Origin of the sequence: Paeniroseomonas aquatica (assembly GCF_030409335.1) — a bacterium.
In the GTDB taxonomy this organism is placed as follows: domain Bacteria; phylum Pseudomonadota; class Alphaproteobacteria; order Acetobacterales; family Acetobacteraceae; genus Belnapia; species Belnapia aquatica.
Genome location: NZ_JAUFPN010000042.1, coordinates 65,796 through 82,008, shown reverse-complemented (window position 1 = coordinate 82,008; position 16,213 = coordinate 65,796). Strand labels below are relative to the sequence as shown.

Annotated in this window: 18 protein-coding genes; 10 read left to right on the top strand and 8 right to left on the bottom strand. The window is 72.6% G+C overall.

What is annotated here, in order from left to right; translation table 11 throughout:
- The 3 genes from QWZ14_RS05635 to QWZ14_RS05625 form a co-directional block, all read left to right on the top strand.
- The coding region (locus QWZ14_RS05635) for an OmpA family protein (protein ID WP_290315652.1) at positions 1 to 385 on the top strand (385 nt) is incomplete at its 5' end.
- Positions 386 to 409: 24 nt separating this feature from the next.
- The gene (locus tag QWZ14_RS05630; protein ID WP_290315651.1) at positions 410 to 1,555 is read left to right on the top strand and encodes a flagellar motor protein MotA; all 1,146 of its coding nucleotides are present in this window, start codon (positions 410 to 412) and stop codon (positions 1,553 to 1,555) included.
- A 17-nt stretch (positions 1,556 to 1,572) separates the two neighbouring features.
- Positions 1,573 to 3,156, top strand: a complete 1,584-nt coding sequence (locus tag QWZ14_RS05625) for a peptidoglycan -binding protein (protein ID WP_290315650.1) — start codon at positions 1,573 to 1,575, stop codon at positions 3,154 to 3,156.
- Positions 3,157 to 3,246: 90 nt separating this feature from the next.
- Here QWZ14_RS05625 and QWZ14_RS05620 read toward each other — a convergent pair whose 3' ends face one another.
- Both QWZ14_RS05620 and QWZ14_RS05615 read right to left on the bottom strand, forming a co-directional pair.
- Entirely contained in the window at positions 3,247 to 3,963 is a 717-nt protein-coding gene (locus QWZ14_RS05620) for a response regulator transcription factor (RefSeq protein WP_290315649.1), read from the bottom strand.
- A 440-nt stretch (positions 3,964 to 4,403) separates the two neighbouring features.
- On the bottom strand, positions 4,404 to 4,736 hold the full coding sequence (locus QWZ14_RS05615; RefSeq protein WP_290315648.1) for a DUF1491 family protein: 333 nt from the start codon (positions 4,734 to 4,736) through the stop codon (positions 4,404 to 4,406).
- Between the two features lie 113 nt (positions 4,737 to 4,849).
- Here QWZ14_RS05615 and QWZ14_RS05610 point away from each other — a divergent pair, with 113 nt between their 5' ends.
- Positions 4,850 to 5,062, top strand: a complete 213-nt coding sequence (locus tag QWZ14_RS05610) for a hypothetical protein (RefSeq protein WP_290315647.1) — start codon at positions 4,850 to 4,852, stop codon at positions 5,060 to 5,062.
- Positions 5,063 to 5,080: 18 nt separating this feature from the next.
- Here the strand turns inward: QWZ14_RS05610 and QWZ14_RS05605 are convergent, their stop codons facing one another.
- Complete coding sequence (locus QWZ14_RS05605; RefSeq protein ID WP_290315646.1) at positions 5,081 to 5,608, bottom strand: cytochrome b; 528 nt, start codon at positions 5,606 to 5,608, stop codon at positions 5,081 to 5,083.
- Between the two features lie 52 nt (positions 5,609 to 5,660).
- Here QWZ14_RS05605 and QWZ14_RS05600 point away from each other — a divergent pair, with 52 nt between their 5' ends.
- Positions 5,661 to 6,605 carry a hypothetical protein gene (locus tag QWZ14_RS05600; protein WP_290315645.1) on the top strand — a complete coding sequence of 315 codons (945 nt, stop codon included), beginning with the start codon at positions 5,661 to 5,663 and terminating at the stop codon, positions 6,603 to 6,605.
- Here the strand turns inward: QWZ14_RS05600 and QWZ14_RS05595 are convergent.
- From QWZ14_RS05595 to QWZ14_RS05575, 5 genes are read right to left on the bottom strand one after another with little or no spacing between them, the layout of a single operon-like run.
- Positions 6,595 to 7,434 carry a VOC family protein gene (locus QWZ14_RS05595; RefSeq protein ID WP_290315644.1) on the bottom strand — a complete coding sequence of 280 codons (840 nt, stop codon included), beginning with the start codon at positions 7,432 to 7,434 and terminating at the stop codon, positions 6,595 to 6,597. The genes QWZ14_RS05600 and QWZ14_RS05595 overlap by 11 nt on opposite strands.
- 2 nt (positions 7,435 to 7,436) lie before the next feature.
- The gene (locus tag QWZ14_RS05590; protein WP_290315643.1) at positions 7,437 to 8,423 is read right to left on the bottom strand and encodes a ketopantoate reductase family protein; all 987 of its coding nucleotides are present in this window, start codon (positions 8,421 to 8,423) and stop codon (positions 7,437 to 7,439) included.
- Positions 8,420 to 9,415: a ketopantoate reductase family protein gene (locus tag QWZ14_RS05585; protein WP_290315642.1), complete on the bottom strand. Its 996-nt coding sequence runs from the start codon at positions 9,413 to 9,415 to the stop codon at positions 8,420 to 8,422. The genes QWZ14_RS05590 and QWZ14_RS05585 overlap by 4 nt, the downstream gene beginning before the upstream one ends.
- Entirely contained in the window at positions 9,412 to 10,257 is an 846-nt protein-coding gene (locus QWZ14_RS05580) for a creatininase family protein (protein WP_290315641.1), read from the bottom strand. The genes QWZ14_RS05585 and QWZ14_RS05580 overlap by 4 nt, the downstream gene beginning before the upstream one ends.
- Positions 10,254 to 11,450 (bottom strand): M20 metallopeptidase family protein, encoded by a 1,197-nt coding sequence (locus QWZ14_RS05575; RefSeq protein WP_290315640.1) that lies wholly within the window; start codon positions 11,448 to 11,450, stop codon positions 10,254 to 10,256. The genes QWZ14_RS05580 and QWZ14_RS05575 overlap by 4 nt, the downstream gene beginning before the upstream one ends.
- 214 nt (positions 11,451 to 11,664) lie before the next feature.
- Between QWZ14_RS05575 and QWZ14_RS05570 the strand changes: the two genes are divergently transcribed.
- The 5 genes from QWZ14_RS05570 (at position 11,665) to QWZ14_RS05550 (ending at position 16,177) form a co-directional block, all read left to right on the top strand.
- Positions 11,665 to 12,648 (top strand): Bug family tripartite tricarboxylate transporter substrate binding protein, encoded by a 984-nt coding sequence (locus QWZ14_RS05570; RefSeq protein ID WP_290315638.1) that lies wholly within the window; start codon positions 11,665 to 11,667, stop codon positions 12,646 to 12,648.
- A gap of 196 nt (positions 12,649 to 12,844) precedes the next feature.
- Positions 12,845 to 13,450: a tripartite tricarboxylate transporter TctB family protein gene (locus tag QWZ14_RS05565; RefSeq protein WP_290315636.1), complete on the top strand. Its 606-nt coding sequence runs from the start codon at positions 12,845 to 12,847 to the stop codon at positions 13,448 to 13,450.
- A gap of 31 nt (positions 13,451 to 13,481) precedes the next feature.
- Complete coding sequence (locus QWZ14_RS05560; protein WP_290315634.1) at positions 13,482 to 14,981, top strand: tripartite tricarboxylate transporter permease; 1,500 nt, start codon at positions 13,482 to 13,484, stop codon at positions 14,979 to 14,981.
- A 102-nt stretch (positions 14,982 to 15,083) separates the two neighbouring features.
- The gene (locus tag QWZ14_RS05555; RefSeq protein ID WP_290315632.1) at positions 15,084 to 15,842 is read left to right on the top strand and encodes an SDR family NAD(P)-dependent oxidoreductase; all 759 of its coding nucleotides are present in this window, start codon (positions 15,084 to 15,086) and stop codon (positions 15,840 to 15,842) included.
- A gap of 11 nt (positions 15,843 to 15,853) precedes the next feature.
- On the top strand, positions 15,854 to 16,177 hold the full coding sequence (locus QWZ14_RS05550) for an antibiotic biosynthesis monooxygenase family protein (protein WP_290315630.1): 324 nt from the start codon (positions 15,854 to 15,856) through the stop codon (positions 16,175 to 16,177).
- Positions 16,178 to 16,213: the final 36 nt, after the last annotated feature.

Genomic DNA, 16,213 nt, shown 5'->3' with positions numbered 1-16,213 from the left:
GGCGCAGCCGCCGCCGGCCCGGCCGCCGGCCCCCCTCGACGTGCCGGCCGGAATGGAGGCCCTGCCCGAGGGCGGCTTCCGCCTCCGCTTCGCCGATGGCACGGCGGCCCTGCCGGCCGAGGCCGCCGGCAGCCTTGCCGGGCTCGGCAGCCAGCTTGCCGCCGGCCCCGCCGGGCGGGTCGTCGTGACCGGCCAGGCCTCCGGCCCGGTGGCCGATATCTCCATCGCCCGCCGGCTCAGCTTGGCGCGCGGGCTGGCGGTGAAGCAGGCGCTGGCCGCCGGCGGCCTGGCGCCGACCCGCATCGACCTGCGCCCCATGGGCCGCACCGCCGATGCCGCGGATGCGGTGGACGTCCTGCCCCCGGCGCCGGAATCCCCCCGGTGAGGCCTGCGTGATGAGGAGGATGGCATGACCCCGCCGCTCGGCTTCCTGTGGCGCATGGTGGGCTTCCTGGCGGTGGTGGTCGCGGTGGCGGTGCTGCTGCTGCCCGAGCTGGCGGTCGCCTTCGGCTCCAATCCGCTGCTGAACGGGCTCATCCTCGGCGTGCTGCTGGTCGGCGTGGCCTGGAACCTGCGGCAGGTGCTGACCCTGCGGCCGGAGGTCGCTTGGCTCGAGCATTTCCGCGCCCCGCGGCTCGGCGCCCCGGCCCAGGCGGCGCCACAGCTGCTCGGGCCGATGGCGAGCATGTTCTCCTCCCGCCGCTCCGACCGGCTCTCGCTCTCGGCCCCGGCGATGCGCAGCGTGCTGGACAGCATCGCCTCGCGGCTCGACGAATCGCGCGAGCTGTCGCGCTACATGACCGGGCTGCTCATCTTCCTCGGCCTGCTCGGCACCTTCTGGGGGCTGCTGCTGACCATCGGCTCGGTCTCCGAGGTGATCGGCGGCATGTCGGTCGGCTCGGGCGACCTGAACCAGCTGTTCAACCAGCTGAAGACCGGCCTCGCCCAGCCGCTGAAGGGCATGGGGACCGCCTTCAGCTCCTCCATGCTGGGCCTCGCCGGGGCGCTGGTGCTGGGCTTCCTCGACCTGACCGCGGGCCAGGCGCAGAACCGCTTCTACAACGAGCTGGAGGAATGGCTGGCCGGGCTGACCCGGCTCTCCTCCGGCGTGCTGGGCGACAGCCCCGGCGAGGGCGGCAACGTCCCGGCCTATGTCCAGGCGCTGCTGGAGCAGACGGCGGAGAACCTCGAGGGGCTGCAGCGCATCCTGGCGCGCGGCGAGGAGGGCCGGGCCCATACCGGCCAGGCCATGCTGACCCTGACCGAACGGCTGAGCACCCTGACCGACCAGATGCGGGCCAGCCAGACCCTGATGCTGCGGGTCGCCGAGCAGCAGGCCCAGCTCGGCCCGGTGCTGGCGCGGCTGGCCGAGGCCCAGGCGGCGCCGGCGATCGACGACGCGGTCCGCAGCCACCTGCGCAACGCCGAGATCTATCTCGGCCGGCTGGTGGACGAGGTGGCCCAGGGCCGGGTCCAGAGCACCAACGAGATCCGCAGCGAGATCAAGCTGGTGGCGCGCACCATCGCCGCCCTGGCCGAGGATGCGCCGCGTTGACGCGGGCCGGCTGACCCATGGCGCTGTCCAACAACCGCCGGCGTCAGCGCGGCGGCGGCGGGCTGGACGCCTGGCCCGGCTACGTCGATGCGCTCTCGACGCTGCTGATGGTCATCATCTTCGTGCTGATGGTCTTCGTGCTGGCGCAGGGCTTCCTGAGTGTCGCGCTTTCCTCGCGCGACCGGGCGCTCGACCGGCTGAACCAGCAGGTGGCGGAGCTGGCCGAGCTGCTAGCGCTGGAACGCGGCCAGGCCGGGGAACTGCGCAGCGCCCTCGCCCGCACCGCCGAGGAGCTGCGGGCCGCCGCCACCGCCCGCGATTCGCTCTTTGCCCAGCTGCGGGAGGTGCGGGACGAGCGCGACCGGCTGACCGGCGAGCGCGATGCCACCCGCGGCGAGCGGGACCGCCTGACCGCCCGGCTGACCGACCTGGAGCTGACCGGCCGCAGCGGCCCGGAGCGGATCGCCGCGCTGGAGACCCAGCTCGCCGAGGCGCTGCGGCGGGCGGAGGCGGCCGGCGGCGATGCGGCGCAGACCGTGCGCCGGCTGACCGAGACCGGCCGCGGCCTCACCACCGAACGCGCGGCCCGGGAGCAGGCGGAAGCCCGCGCCGCCGAGCTCGACCGCCAGCTGGGCGAGTCCCGCGGCGCGGTGGAGACCGCCCGGCGCGAGCTGGCTGGGCTGAGCCGACAGCTGCAGGAGGCCCAGGCGGCGCTGGCCGAAACCCAGCGGCAGCTCACCGCCATGCGGGCCGAGATGGCGGCGCTCGACCAGCAGGTGAAGGTGGACCGCGCCACCATCGAGGCGAGGCTGTCCGATGTCACCCGGCTGTCGGAGCAGGTCCGCGCCCTCACCGCGCTGCGCGACCAGCTCGAGCGCCAGGCGCAGGAGGCCGCCCGCCGGGCCGGCGAGGAGTCCCAGCGCCGCCAGGCGGTGGAGCAGACCGCGGCGGAGCAGGCCCGGCTGGCCGAGAGCGCCCGCGCCCAGGTGGTGCTGCTCGGCCGCCAGCTGGAGGAGCTGCGGGCGCAGCTGGCGCGGATCGCCTCGGCGCTGGATGCGGCCGAGAGCACCGGCCGCGACAAGGATGCGCAGATCAGCGCGCTCGGCAGCCGGCTGAACGCGGCGCTGGCGGCGCGGGTCGAGGAGCTGCAGCGCTACCGCAGCGACTTCTTCGGCCGGCTGCGGGACGTGCTGGGCGACCGCGCCGACGTGCGGATCGTCGGCGACCGCTTCGTCTTCCAGTCCGAGGTGCTGTTCCCCCCGGCCAGCGCCGAGCTCTCCGAGCGCGGCCAGCAGCAGATCCGGGAGATCGCCCGGGTGCTGCAGGAGATCGGCGCCCGCATCCCGGCGGATGTGAACTGGCTGCTGCGGGTGGATGGCCATGCCGACCGCACCCCGATCCGCAGCGCCCGCTTCGCCACCAACTGGGAGCTCTCGGCGGCCCGGGCCATCGCGGTGGCGCAGCGGCTGATGGCCGCGGGCCTGCCGCCCGACCGGGTGGCGGCGACCGCCTTCGGCGACAACCAGCCGATCGATGCCGGGGACACGCCGGAAGCCCTGGCCCGCAACCGGCGGATCGAGCTGCGGCTGACCGACCGCTAGGACCGGCGAAGAACTGCCGGCGCCGCTTGGCCGGAGGGTCGCCCCGGGCCAGCGCGGCAGGAAACGGGGCCGGCCCTCAGCCCTGGGTTCTTACCCTTGGACCATCACCGCGACCGGGTCGAGCTTGTAGCCGCCGCCCTCGGTCAGCAGCAGCCGGGTGTTCGAGGGATCGGGCTCGATCTTCTGCCGCAGCCGGTAGATGTGGGTCTCGAGGGTGTGGGTGGTGACGGCGCTGTTGTAGCCCCAGACCTCGTTCAGCAGGATCTGCCGCGGCACCGGCTTGCCGCCGGCGCGATAGAGGAACTTCAGGATCGCGCTTTCCTTGTCGGTCAGCCGGACCTTGCGGTTGCGCTGTGGCTCCAGCAGCAGCTTGGCGCTGGGGCGGAACATGTAGGGGCCGATGGTGAAGACCGCGTCCTCGGAGTTGTCGAAGACCCGGAGCTGGGCGCGGACCCGGGCGAGCAGCTCGGGCAGCCGGAAGGGCTTGGCGATGTAGTCGTTCGCCCCGGCATCGAGGCCGCGGACCACGTCCGCCTCGGCATCGGCGCCGGTCAGCATGATGATCGGCATGCGCCGGCCGTCGCGCCGCAGGCGGGCGCAGAAGTCGCGGCCGTCGGCATCGGGCAGGCCGATGTCGAGCAGGATGGCGTCGTAGCGGGCGTCGGCCGCGTTGAGCTTGGCCTCGGCCTCCTGCGCGCTCTCGGCCTCGTCGGCGATGAAGTCGCCGTCCAGGGACAGTTGCTCCGCCAGTGTGGAACGCAGCGCGGCATCGTCTTCGACGATCAGGATCGGGCGGGGCGTCGCCATTGGACCTCCGGGACTGGTTGCTGCGGGAATGGCGGGCGATGGACGCGTCATCCACTCGAACAGCAACGATTGAAACCATTGCGTGAGAAAACGCACCCCACGGACTCGTTGGTGCGGATACAACTTATTGCGACCCTAGGACAACCATCCCGGTTCCACCGACCCCCCGGCCTCACGCCGAAGCGGAGGCTCGGGCCGATCGGGGGGCCTTGGGTGGCGATCGCCGGGACAGGCGACGCATCGGCGGACGAAAGACTCCTCCCGGGGCCTGGCGACCGGACTACGGCCGGGGTTGCACGACCTGCATGACCACCGCGGCACGGCAGTGACCCGTTCTGGCTATACAACCCAGAGGTTAGCAACAGGTTTCGCTTGAAATCATCACGCGAGCACTCTGCGGCCCGCCTGACCCGCCCGGCCTGCCCGAGCGAGGTGACATGTCAGAGGAGCTTGCCCTCGAAGGGCGGTTGGAGGTCCGGCGCCTCGAACTCCACAACCCACAAGTCCGGATCGCGTTTCACTTGGCGGGCGATATAAGCGTCAGCGGCGGCCTCGTCGACCGGGGTGGCGCCGGAGCCGCGCAGCCAGGCCGCCTGGCCCTCGGCATCGCGCACCTGGCTGAGCACGAGCAGCCCCTCGCGGCCGCGCAGCACGCAGAGGATGCCGCCCGAATCGGGGTCGCCCTTGCGGATCACGGCGCCGCTGCGCCCGGCTATATCCGCCAGTCGCAGCGCCATCGAGACCCAGATGCTGGCCTTCACGCGAGGTTCCATGCGCCGCATAGGGACCAAGATGTCCCGATCCGGCAAGCCCCCGCTTGCCGAGCGGCGAGGCCTCGGCCACATCTGGGCCGGACGGGATGCGCCCAGGCGCGGAGATGGGTTCTATGGATCTGCGGAAGATGACCGAGGGCCAGCGCGCCTACGAGGCCAAGCGGGCGGCGAAGGCGGGAATGAGCCTTGAGAAGTGGATGACCCTGAAGGCCAGGGAGGCCGAGGCGGAGAAGGCCGTGGCGGCGAAGGCCGCCGAGGCCGCCGCCCCGCCGAAGAAGCCCGGCTTCTTCGGCCGGCTGCTGGAGCGGGCGCAGAAGCCGCTGTAGCCCGGCGCGCCGGCCGCCTCAGACCATCCGCAGCAGGGTGCCGTCGCGGCGGACGGCCTGGTGGAAGATCACCGCGCCGATGTGCAGCACCAGCAGCACGACGATCGCCCAGCCGCCGATGGTGTGGGCGGTGCCGACGATGCCGGCCAGGCCCTCGTTGGTCTCCATGAATTTGGGCAGGTCGATGAAGCCGAGGTAGGCGGTCGCCCCCTGTTGCGGGAAGCCCCAGGCATTGGTGGCGATGAAGCCGCCGATCGGCTGCAGGATGAGCAGCGCGTAGAGGCTGTGGTGGACCGCGGCGGCGGCCGTCCGCAACGGCCGCGGGATGCTCTCCGGCAGCGGCGGCGGCGGGTTCCCCAGCCGCCAGGCGAGCCGCGCGAGGGCGACGAAGAACAGGGTCAGCCCGGCCGATTCATGGACCATGTAGAAGGTCATCTTCGCATCCTCCTTGATATGCTCGATGACCAGGCCGAAGGGGACGGCGACGGCGAGGAGCGCCACGGTGATCCAGTGGAACCATTTGGCCACGCTGCTGTAGGAGCCCATTGCATCTGCCTCGCTGAATTGCCCCGGCATCCTGGCACAGGCCGGGCGGCCCATGGATGAGCTGATTGCGGCCCACGCCGACTGGAGCATCGACCCGCGCAAGCGCTGGATCACGGTCGCGCGCCGGGATGCGGCCGGGTGGCGGGCGGCGGCGCCGCGGCCGGTGGGCACGCTGGGCGGGCTGCTCGCCGGGCTGCTGGCGCCGGGGCTGCCGGTGGCGCTCGGCCTCGACCTGCCGCTCGGGCTGCCGCGGGCCTATGCGGCGGGGCGGGCGGAGGCGGGATTTCCCGAATTCCTCCGCGGCCTCGCCGCCACCCCGGAGTTCTTCGCGGTCAGCGCCGGGCTGGAGACGGTGGGCCCGGCGCGGCCCTTCTACCCCGCCCGCGGGGTGCGGGGCATGACCCGGGCGGCGCATGCGGCGGCGCTGGGCTTCGAGGGGCCTGCGGGGCTGTCGCGCTGGTGCGACCGCGCCACGGCCGAACGCCCGGCCGGGGCGCCGCTGTTCTGGACGCTGGGCGCCAACCAATCCGGCAAGGCGGCGATCAACGCCTGGCGGGACTGGCTGCTGCCGGCGCTGGGTGCGGGCATGCCGATCCGGATCTGGCCTTTCGAGGGTGGGCTGCGCGAGTTGCTCGCACCCGGCACGGCGGTGCTGGCCGAGGTCTATCCGGCCGAGGCGCTGCGGCATTGCGGGCTGGCGCTGGCCGGCAGCAAGCGGCTCCGGGCCGCGCGCCGTGGCGTCGCGCCGGGGCTGCTGGCGGCCATGGCGGCACGGCGGGTGGTGCCGGAGGCCGCCCTCGCCGCCGCCGTCGCCGATGGCTTCGGCGCCGATGCGCCCGGGGAGGACCGCTTCGACTCGGTGATCGGCCTGCTCGGGCTGATCGGGGTGCTGGAGGGCATGCGGCCGGATTACGTGCCGGAGGATCCCTGGATCCGGCGCTGGGAGGGCTGGGTGCTGGGCCAGACCGCCCTGCCCCGCCCCGCCGCTACCCCATGAAGTCGATCGTCGTGTTCATCGCCTGCGCGGCCGGCACCCGCAGCAGGCCGGGGGATGGCGCCAGCAGGGTGACGCCATTGGCCGAGAGGGCCGCGGCCGTCGCCGCCGGGCTGGCGACCCGCAGCCCGAGCACCGCCATATGGTCGCCGCGGCCGGCCGGATCGGGCGCCGCGGCGCCGAGCTCGGCGGCGACGGCGGCATGCGGGGCGGCCTCGACCACCGCCGCCCCGGCGCGGAGGATGGCGCGGCCATCGGCGCCCTCGGTCACCGCCGCGGCGCCGAACATGCGGCGGAAGAGCGCCGCCTGGCGTTCCGGGTCGCGGACGCTCAGCAGGATGCGGGCGACGCCGGTGGCGCCATTGGCATGGACCTGCCATTCGGGGCGCCAGACGTGCTCCGGCGTCAGGTGCTCGCACCAGTAGACCCGGCCGTCGAAGGCGGCCGCGCGGTCGAGCCGGACCACCTTGAATTTCGCATCGGCCCGGCTGCCGTCGGGCAGGTCGGCGGGGCGGAAGAAGCTCAGCGCCGGCTGGACGGGAACGCCGCGGGACTGCTGCTCGGCGCTCAGCGCCTCGGAGTCCTGGCCGAGGAAGACCAGGCCGTTCAGCCCGGCCGGGAAGGGCGCCAGATCCGGCCGCAGCGCGCCGCCGGGGACATCGGTGCCGAGCAGCTCAAGGTAATCCCGGCCGAGGACGGCGAGGTGGTTGGCGGAGCCGAGGCTGTGCTTGCCCATCGGCGTGAGTTGGAAGCCGAGCCGGCGGAAGGCCGCGGCGCCCTCGGCGATGCGGTCGCGGACGTCGATGACGATGTGGTCGATCAGGCACTCCATGGTCAGGCATCCTTCCGGTAGAGGCCGGCGGCCTCGGCGGCCTGGGCGGCGAGCGCCACGACCAGCGCCAGGGTCGGCGCCGGGACGCCGCACTCGCGGGCGAGGCGCAGCGGGACCTGGAACAGCGCATCCACCTCCATCGGCCGCCCCGCCTCGAGGTCCTGCAGGATCGAGGGCTTGTGCGGGATGTCGACCGAGACGTTGATCCTGTCCTCCGCCGCGCCGCCGACCGGGCGGCCCATGGCGGCGGCGATGGCGAGCCCCTCCCGCACCACCTGCACCGCGGCCTCGCGGATGGTGGCGTCGCGGAAGGTGTCGCGCATGTTGCGGCGCGTCAGGGTGCAGATCGGGCCGTTGGAGAGGTTGTTCAGCAGCTTGCCCCAGACATCGGTGCGGATGTCCTCGGAGACCGAGCAGGCGATGCCGCCGAGCTTGAAGGCCTTGGCGAGCGCGAGGGCGCGGTCGGAACGGCGGCCGTCGGGCTCGCCCAGGATCAGCTTGCTGGTCCGGCTGGTGACCTCGACCACGCCGGGCTCGGGCACCGAGCAGGCGGAGTAGATGACGCCGCCGATGGCCCGCGCCGGGCCGATGGCGTTCCAGACCACGTCGCCGGGGTCGACCTCCGGCACCCGGGCGCCCTCCTGCGGCCCGCCATGGCTGGCGAAGTACCACCAGGGGATGCCGTTGGTGACGAAGACGACCGGCGTCTCCGCCCCGAGCAGCGGGCCGATGGCGCGGGCGACGGCGGGCAGCGCCGGGGTCTTGGTGCAGACCACCACGGCATCCTGCGGGCCGAGCTCGGCCGGGTGCTCGGCGGCCTGGGGCCGGCAATGGATGTCGCCCTCGGCGGTGCGGACCGTCAGGCCGCGCGCCAGGATGGCGGCGAGCTGGGCGCCGCGGGCGATGACCGAGACCTCGGCGCCGCCCTTGGCGAGACGCCCGGCGAGATGGCCGCCGATGGCGCCGGGGCCGTAGATGCAGATCTTCATGCCGCGGTCTCCGCGTAGGGGGTGTAGAGGCCGGCGGCGATGGCGCTGCGGGTGGCCAACGCGACCATCAGCGACAGGGTCGGCGTGGCGACGCCGGCATCCCGGGCGAGGCGCAGCGGGGCCTGGAACATGGCCTCGATCTCCATCGAGCGGCCGGCCTCGAGGTCTTGCAGGATGGAGGGCTTGTGCCGCAGCCTGGCGGAGCGGGCGACGCGGGCAGCGGGCGCATCGCCGGGGATGGTGATGCCCTCGGCGGCGGCGATGGCGATGATCTCGCCGGCCATGCGCACCGCGGCCTCGCGCACCGCCTCGCTGGTGTAGAGGTCCTGCATGCAGGCGCGGGCGAGGAGGCAGAGCGGGCCGGTCATCAGATTGCCGAGCAGCTTCTGCCAGACCGCCTGGCGGATATCCGGCACCACCGGCGCTGGCAGGCCGCCGGCGGCGATGGTGGCGGCCAGTGCCTCGGCGCGCGGGGTGATGCGGCCGTCGACCTCGCCGAGGATGACGCGGGCATCGCCGGTCTCGACCATGACGACGCCGGGCTCGGTGACGGTGGTCGCGGAATAGACCACGCCGCCGATGGTGCGGCGGATGCCGATGGCCCGGCGCAATGCACCGCCGGGGTCGAGCGCCTCGAGGTGCTGGCCGTCGCGTGCGGTGGCATCGTTGTACCACCAGGGGATGCCGTTCATGACGAAGGCGACCGGCGTATCCGGCCCGAGCAACGGGGCGATGCCGGCGGCGACGGAGGGCAGCGCCGGCGCCTTGGTGGTGACGATGACGGCATCCTGCGGGCCGAGCTCGGCCGGGTCGGCGCTGGCCCGGGGGCGGGAGTGGAGCACGCCGTCGCGGGCATGCACGGTCAGGCCATTGGCCTGGATGGCGGCGAGGTGCGGGCCACGGGCGACCAGTGAGACCTCGGCGCCGCCCTCGGCGAGGCGGGCGGCTATATGCCCGCCGATGGCGCCGGCGCCGTAGACGCAGACCTTCATGGCGTGGCGGCCTTCAGGTGGGAGAGCATGGCGGCGCCGGCCCCGACCAGCCGGGCGGTGATGCGGGCGCCGTGCTCGGCATTGCCGGGGCGGCTGTCGGCGCAGGCGACGCCGCCGGGGGCGACCTCCTCGACCTCCATGGGCACCGAGAGGCCGACGCCGGCGACGCGGACCGTGCCGAAATCGGCGACGGGAAGGCCGAGGACGGGGCCGACCGGCTGCCTGGCGCGGGCGCGTTCGGGACGGCAGAGATCGGGGCGGAGATGCAGCGCGACCGACCAGACCGGGTCGCCGCCATGGCCGAAGCTTTCGGGCGCGCCGCCGAGTTCGGCATGCAGCGCGCCGGCGGCACGCCACAGGTGCATGGCCGGGATCAGCACGTCGTGTCTGCGGCGCAGCATGCGGGCGGCGGCATCGACCGGGCCGATCGAGCCCGCATGGCCGTTGACGATGAGGATGCGGCGGCAGCCGGTGCGCAGCAGGTTGCCGCAGACTTCCTCGATGACGGCTTGCAACAGGGCGGGCGTCAGCACCACGCCGCCGGGGGTGAAGCCGAAGTAGTCCTCGCCGCCGAAGGGGATCGCCGGCAGCACCAGCGCATCCACCCCCTGCCCGGCCGCGGCGGCGGCGATGCGGTCGGCGATGGCCTCGGCCAGCAGGAAGTCGCCCATCGGCGCCTGCGGTCCGTGGGTCTCGAGGCTGCCCATCGGCAGGATCGCGCAGGCGCCGGCGGCGAGCCGCGCCGCGACCTCCGGCGCCGTCAGCTCGGCGATGCGATGTGTCAGGGGCGGCCGACTCAGACCTTCGCGGCCGGCGCCGCTGCGGTCATCGGACGCCGTCACGCCAGCATGTCCAGCGCGATCCGGCTGAGCGCCTGCACGCCGAGGCCGATGCAGCGCTCGTCCGGCTGGTAATGGTCGTTGTGCAGGTGGTCGCGCCGGCCGGGCGCGCCGCTGCCGATGCGGAGCTGGAAGGCCGGCACCCGCTCGGCGAATTCGGCGAAATCCTCGGCGCCCATGCTGGGACGGCCGGCGTCCACCACCTCGCCCATCTGGGCGCGCACGGCGGCGATGGCGGGGTCCAGCACGCTGTCGGCATTCACCAGCGGCGGCACGCCGCGGCGGTAGTCGAGCGTGCACTGCACGCGATGCATCGCCTCCAGCCCGGCGACCAGGCGCTTCAGCGCGGCCTCCGCCGTATCGCGCGCGCTGTGGTGCAGGGTGCGGACGGTGCCGCGCAGCTCGACGGTCTCGGGGATGATGTTCGGCGCGCTGCCGCCATGCACCATGCCGATGGTGACGACGGCCGGCATCAGCGGGTCGATCTCCCGGCTCACCACCGTCTGCGCCTGGCCGATGAAGGCGCCGGCGGCGACGATGGGGTCGATCGCATCCTCCGGGTGGGCGGCATGGCCGGACTTGCCGCGGATGGTGAGGTCGAAGCGGTCGGCGGCGGCGAGGGTGCTGCCGCGGCAATAGCCGAAGCGGCCGACCGGCATGTCCGGCTGGTTGTGGAAGCCGAGCGCCATGTCGACGCCTTCCAGCACGCCGTCGGCGACCATGGCGGCGGCGCCGCCCAGCGATTCCTCCGCCGGCTGGAACACCAGCAGGATGCGGCCGGCGAGCTGCGGCGCCAGGTCGCGCAGGACCTCGGCCGCGCCGAGCAGCGTGGTCGTGTGGATGTCGTGGCCGCAGGCGTGCATCTTGCCGCTGACGGTGCTGGCGAAGTCGAGGCCGGTCGCCTCATGGATCGGCAGCGCGTCCATGTCGGCGCGGATCGCCAGCGTCGGGCCGGGGCGTCCGCCCTCGATCACCCCGACGACGCCGGTGCGGCCGATGCCGGTGCGGTGGGCGATGCCCATACGGGCCAGCTCGGCGGCGACGATGCCGGCGGTGCGGACTTCCTCGAAGGCGAGTTCGGGATGCGCGTGGATGTCGCGGCGGATCTCGATCAGCCGCGGCTCCAGCGCCGCGGTGGCCGTCCGGATCTGGGTTTCCGGGTCGTTGTGGCGGCGGTCGGCGGCGCTGATCGGCATCGCGGGTCCAGTCTCGATAGGGGATGCGGGCGGGAGGCCGGAGGATCGCGGCAAAGCCGCACCAGTGGCAAGCGTCCCGCCCGGCGCCGGCGCGGGTTCTTGCGGCAGCGCAGCAAGTCCCCGCCCGGCTTGCCCCCCGTCCATGGCGCGTGCGATACGCAAGCACGCCTGAGGAAGCGGCCCCGAACCAAGGGGGTCCGAACAGGAGGGGAGGATGATGTCCGGTCTGCTGCCGCGCCGAGCCTGGCTCGCCGGTGGCGCTGCCATGGCGGCGCTGCCCGCGGTCGCACGGGCACAAGCCGCCTGGCCGGCGCAGCCGATCCGCCTCGTGGTGCCCTTCGCGCCCGGCGGCACCACCGACCTCGTCGCCCGCCTGCTGACCCAGGGCCTCACGGCCCGGCTCGGCCAGCCCGTCATCATCGAGAACCGCCCCGGCGCCGGCGCCACCGTCGGCAGCGCCCAGGTCGCCGCCGCGGCGCCCGACGGGCTGACGCTGCTGATGTCGAACGTCGCCAGCCAGGGCGTCGCCCCCTCGCTGTACCGCAACCTGCGCTATGATGCGGTGCGGGACTTCACGCACATCGCCCTGGTGGTCGAGAACCCGGTGGTCTTCGTTGCCAATCCGCGCTTCGTCCCGCGCAGCCTGACCGAGGTCGTCCGCTTCGCGCAGGAGGCGCCGCGCGGCCTCGACATCGCCTCCTCCGGCTCCGGTTCGACCAATCATCTCCTCATCGTGCAATTCGGCCAGGCGACCGGTGCACGGGTCAATCATGTCCCCTATCGCGGCGCCGGGCCGGCGATGACCGACGTCATCGCCGAGGTGGTGCCGATGATGTCGGACAGCCTCCCCTCGGCCGCCGGCCATCTGCGCTCCGGCTCGGTGCGCGGCGTGGCGATGGCCTCGGCGGCGCGGCATCCGGCCTTCCCCGAGATCGCCACCTTCCGCGAGCAGGGGATCGATGCGGTCAGCAACTCCTGGTTCGGCATCTCGGCCCCGGCGGGGCTGCCCGCCCCGATCGTGGAACGGCTGAGCCGCGAGATCGGGCTGGTGCTGGCGGATCCCGCGGTGCGGGCCCGCTTCGCCGAGATCGGCGCGACGGTGGGCGCGCTGTCGCCTGCCGGCTATGCCGATTTCGTCGCGGCGGAGGTCGAGAAGTGGAGGCCGGTGGTGCTGGCCTCCGGCGCCCAGGTGGATTGATCCCCAAAGCTTGCACCCTTCGCGGGTTGCGGATCCGGGGAAGTCGACGTAACCCCGCCTGCGGCGCAGGTAGGGCACCGCGTGGTTACAGTATGTTCGGGGCGCCCCGGCTTGACCGGGAGCGCTCCGTAGGGTTGTCGTTGCGAGAGGCCGGAGTGCGAACTCCGGTGAGCTGGGAGCCGGGAAAGGTCGCCGCATGAAAATCAACGCCAAGGATGTTGCCTCGGGCGCATTGCTCATCCTGATCGCCGCAACGGGGTTGTGGCTCAACCAGGACCACAATCTCGGCTCCGCCCGGCGGATGGGCCCGGGTTACATGCCCATGCTGGTCTTCTACGTCCAGCTTGCCCTCGGGATGATCGTGCTGGCCATGGCGTTCTTCAACGGGCCCGACCCGCTGGAGAAGTGGACCAAGGCGGATGCGACGATGCTGCCCGTCTCGATCATCGCCGGCACCCTCGCCTGGTACTTCGCGCCGGTGTTCGGCTCCTTCTTCGAGAACACCTACAACGCCCTCGGCCTCGGCATGCTCGTCGGGTTCCTGGTGGTCTGCTACTCGATGGGCTGGCGCCTGCTCGGCTTCATCTGCGCGGCCATGTGCATCTTCTCCCTGCTGCTGGAGAAGGGCGGGCTGATGCTGGCGCTGGCCGCGACCATCGGCATCTCCGCCCTGGCCGAGCCCGAGCATCGCGCCCGGCCGCTCGGCGTCCTCGGCCTGACGATCTTCCTGCTGGCAATGTGCTGGTGGATCTTCATCAAGCAGCTCGACATCCGCGTGGCCGTCTGGCCGCTGCAGTACTGACCAGACGCCGGGATAGGGAACCGCAACGGCCATGGATATCATAGGCAACCTGGCGCACGGCTTCGCCGTCGCCCTCAGCTTCCAGAACCTGCTCTTCGCGCTGATCGGCGCCCTGATCGGCACCGCCATCGGCGTGCTGCCGGGCATCGGCCCGGTCGCCACGATTTCGCTGCTGCTGCCGATCACCTTCGGCCAGCCGGCGACCACCGCCATCATCATGCTGGCGGGCATCTACTACGGCGCGCAGTACGGCGGCTCGACCACGGCCATCCTGCTGAACCTGCCGGGCGAGATCAGCTCGGTCGTCACCACGCTCGAGGGCTACAAGATGGCCCGCAACGGCCGGGCGGGCGCGGCGCTGGCGACCTCGGCGCTGGCCTCGTTCTTCGCCGGCACGGTCGCCACGATCGTGGTCGCCGGCTCGGGCCCGCTGCTCACCTCGGTGGCGCTGTCCTTCGGGCCGGCGGATTACTTCTCGCTCATGCTGCTCGGCCTCATCATCTCGGCCGTGCTGGCGCAGGGCTCGGTGATCAAGTCGATCGGCATGGTGGTGCTCGGCGTGGCGCTCGGCCTGGTCGGGACCGACGTGCAGACCGGCCAGCAGCGCTTCACCTTCGGCGTGCCTGAGCTGTCCGACGGCATCAGCTTCGTCGCCCTGGCGATGGGCATGTTCGGCATCGCCGAGATCATCCTCAACTTGGAGCGCCCGGAAGCCCGCAGTGTCCTGAAGACCAAGGTCGGCAGCCTCTGGCTGACCAAGGAAGAGTGGAAGCGGGCGACGCCCTCCGTGCTGCGCGGCACGCTGGTCGGCACCGTGCTCGGCATCCTGCCGGGCGGCGGCGCGGCGCTCTCCTCCTTCGGCTCCTACATGATGGAGCGGAAGGTCTCGAAGAACCGCCACCTGTTCGGCACCGGCGCGATCGAGGGCGTGGCGGGTCCGGAAGCGGCCAACAACGCCGCGGCGCAGACCAGCTTCATCCCGCTGCTGACGCTCGGCATCCCGGCCAACGCCGTGATGGCGCTGATGGTCGGCGCGCTGATCATCCAGGGCATCCAGCCCGGCCCCCGCATGGTGGAAGCGCAGCCCGACCTGTTCTGGGGCCTGATCGCCTCCATGTGGATCGGCAATGTCATGCTGCTCGTCATCAACCTGCCGATGATCGGCATGTGGGTGAAGCTGCTGCAGGTGCCCTACAAGTTCCTCTACCCGGCGATCCTGGTCTTCTGCTCGATCGGCGCCTACAGCGTGAACAACAACGTCTTCGACGTGTACTCGACCGTGCTCTTCGCCGTGTTCGGCTACATGTGCAACAAGCTCAAGCTCGAGCCGGCGCCGCTGCTCATCGGCTTCGTGCTCGGCCCGATGATGGAGGAGCACCTCCGCCGCGCCATGCTGCTCTCGCGGGGCGACGTCATGGTGTTCCTCGAGCGGCCGATCAGCGCCAGCATGCTGGCGATCGGGGCGCTCGCCATGGCGGCGATGCTGCTGCCGAACCTGCGCAAGGGCAAGGAAGCCGCGCTCACCGGCTGAGCGCCTCCCCTGCCCCAGACCAAGCCGCCCCGGGCAACCGGGGCGGCTTTTCTTTTGCCCGGGCGCGCTCCAGGCTGCGGCCGGCAGCAGGAGATTCCGCGGATGGACATGCAATTGGCCGGCAAGGTCGCGCTCGTCACCGGGGCCTCGGCCGGGCTGGGACGGACCATCGCCGCCATGCTGGCGGCCGAGGGGTGCCGGCTCGCCCTGCTCGCCCGCCGCCGCCCGCTGCTGGAGAGCCTGGCGGCCGAGCTGCCGGCGGGCGCCGAGCCCCTGCTCGTCGTCGAGGACATCACGGATGCGACGGCGGCGCCGCGCATCCGCGACGCGGTGCTCGGCCGCTTCGGCCGCTGCGACATCCTGGTGAACAACGCCGGCGGCAGCCGGCCGCAACCGGCCGGCACGCTGGGCGAGGATGCGGTCTGGGAGGAGGCGATGAACCTCAACTTCCACGCCGCCCGCCGCATCACCCATGCGCTGGTGCCGGCGATGCAGGCGGAGGGCTTCGGCCGCATCATCAACCTGACCGGCCAGGACGAGCCGCACAACGTGAACCCGGCCAATGCGCCCAATGGCGCCACCCATATCTGGGCCAAGGCGCTGTCCCGGCAGGTCGGCCGCCACGGCATCACGGTGAATTCCATCCCGCCCGGGCGCATCCACTCGGAGCAGATCGACCTCCGGGTGATGCCGACCGAGGTGAGCCGCCGCGCCTGGGCGGAGACGGAGGTCCCGGCCGGCTATATCGGCCAGCCCGAGGACCTGGCGGTGCTGGCGGTGTTCCTCGCCTCGCCGCGGGCGCGCTACATCACCGGCCAGGTCATCCATGTCGACGGCGGCACCCGCCGCTTCAGCCATTGAGGAAGAATGCCATGTTCATCGCCATGAACCGCTTCCGCGTCACCCCCGGCGCCGAGGCGGAATTCGAGCAGCTCTGGATGTCCCGCGATTCGAAGCTGCACACGGTGCCCGGCTTCGTCGAGTTCCAGCTGCTGCGCGGCCCGGCCAAGGAGGACCATACGCTCTATGCCTCCCATACCACCTGGGCGGACCGGGCGGCCTTCGAGGGCTGGACCCGGTCCGAGGCCTTTCGCCAGGCGCACCGGAACACCGGCGGCACCCGGCCGCTCTACCTCGGCCATCCCGAGTTCGAGGGCTTCGAGCCGATCCAGACCCTGACACCCCCGGCCGCCTGATAGCCGCCGGCGATTGCGCCGGCGCAAGGCGCCCGC

Excerpts from the sequence above, each read along its gene's own strand:
- QWZ14_RS05595 (WP_290315644.1), bottom strand. The coding sequence starts at position 7,434 with ATGGAGTGCCTGATCGACCACATCGTCATCGACGTCCGCGACCGCATC.
- QWZ14_RS05600 (WP_290315645.1), top strand. The coding sequence starts at position 5,661 with ATGGATGAGCTGATTGCGGCCCACGCCGACTGGAGCATCGACCCGCGC.
- QWZ14_RS05550 (WP_290315630.1), top strand. The coding sequence starts at position 15,854 with ATGTTCATCGCCATGAACCGCTTCCGCGTCACCCCCGGCGCCGAGGCG.
- QWZ14_RS05555 (WP_290315632.1), top strand. The coding sequence starts at position 15,084 with ATGGACATGCAATTGGCCGGCAAGGTCGCGCTCGTCACCGGGGCCTCG.
- QWZ14_RS05605 (WP_290315646.1), bottom strand. The coding sequence starts at position 5,608 with ATGGGCTCCTACAGCAGCGTGGCCAAATGGTTCCACTGGATCACCGTG.
- QWZ14_RS05570 (WP_290315638.1), top strand. The coding sequence starts at position 11,665 with ATGATGTCCGGTCTGCTGCCGCGCCGAGCCTGGCTCGCCGGTGGCGCT.
- QWZ14_RS05585 (WP_290315642.1), bottom strand. The coding sequence starts at position 9,415 with ATGAAGGTCTGCGTCTACGGCGCCGGCGCCATCGGCGGGCATATAGCC.
- QWZ14_RS05630 (WP_290315651.1), top strand. The coding sequence starts at position 410 with ATGACCCCGCCGCTCGGCTTCCTGTGGCGCATGGTGGGCTTCCTGGCG.
- QWZ14_RS05575 (WP_290315640.1), bottom strand. The coding sequence starts at position 11,450 with ATGCCGATCAGCGCCGCCGACCGCCGCCACAACGACCCGGAAACCCAG.
- QWZ14_RS05560 (WP_290315634.1), top strand. The coding sequence starts at position 13,482 with ATGGATATCATAGGCAACCTGGCGCACGGCTTCGCCGTCGCCCTCAGC.
- QWZ14_RS05620 (WP_290315649.1), bottom strand. The coding sequence starts at position 3,963 with ATGGCGACGCCCCGCCCGATCCTGATCGTCGAAGACGATGCCGCGCTG.
- QWZ14_RS05610 (WP_290315647.1), top strand. The coding sequence starts at position 4,850 with ATGGATCTGCGGAAGATGACCGAGGGCCAGCGCGCCTACGAGGCCAAG.
- QWZ14_RS05615 (WP_290315648.1), bottom strand. The coding sequence starts at position 4,736 with ATGGAACCTCGCGTGAAGGCCAGCATCTGGGTCTCGATGGCGCTGCGA.
- QWZ14_RS05565 (WP_290315636.1), top strand. The coding sequence starts at position 12,845 with ATGAAAATCAACGCCAAGGATGTTGCCTCGGGCGCATTGCTCATCCTG.
- QWZ14_RS05590 (WP_290315643.1), bottom strand. The coding sequence starts at position 8,423 with ATGAAGATCTGCATCTACGGCCCCGGCGCCATCGGCGGCCATCTCGCC.
- QWZ14_RS05625 (WP_290315650.1), top strand. The coding sequence starts at position 1,573 with ATGGCGCTGTCCAACAACCGCCGGCGTCAGCGCGGCGGCGGCGGGCTG.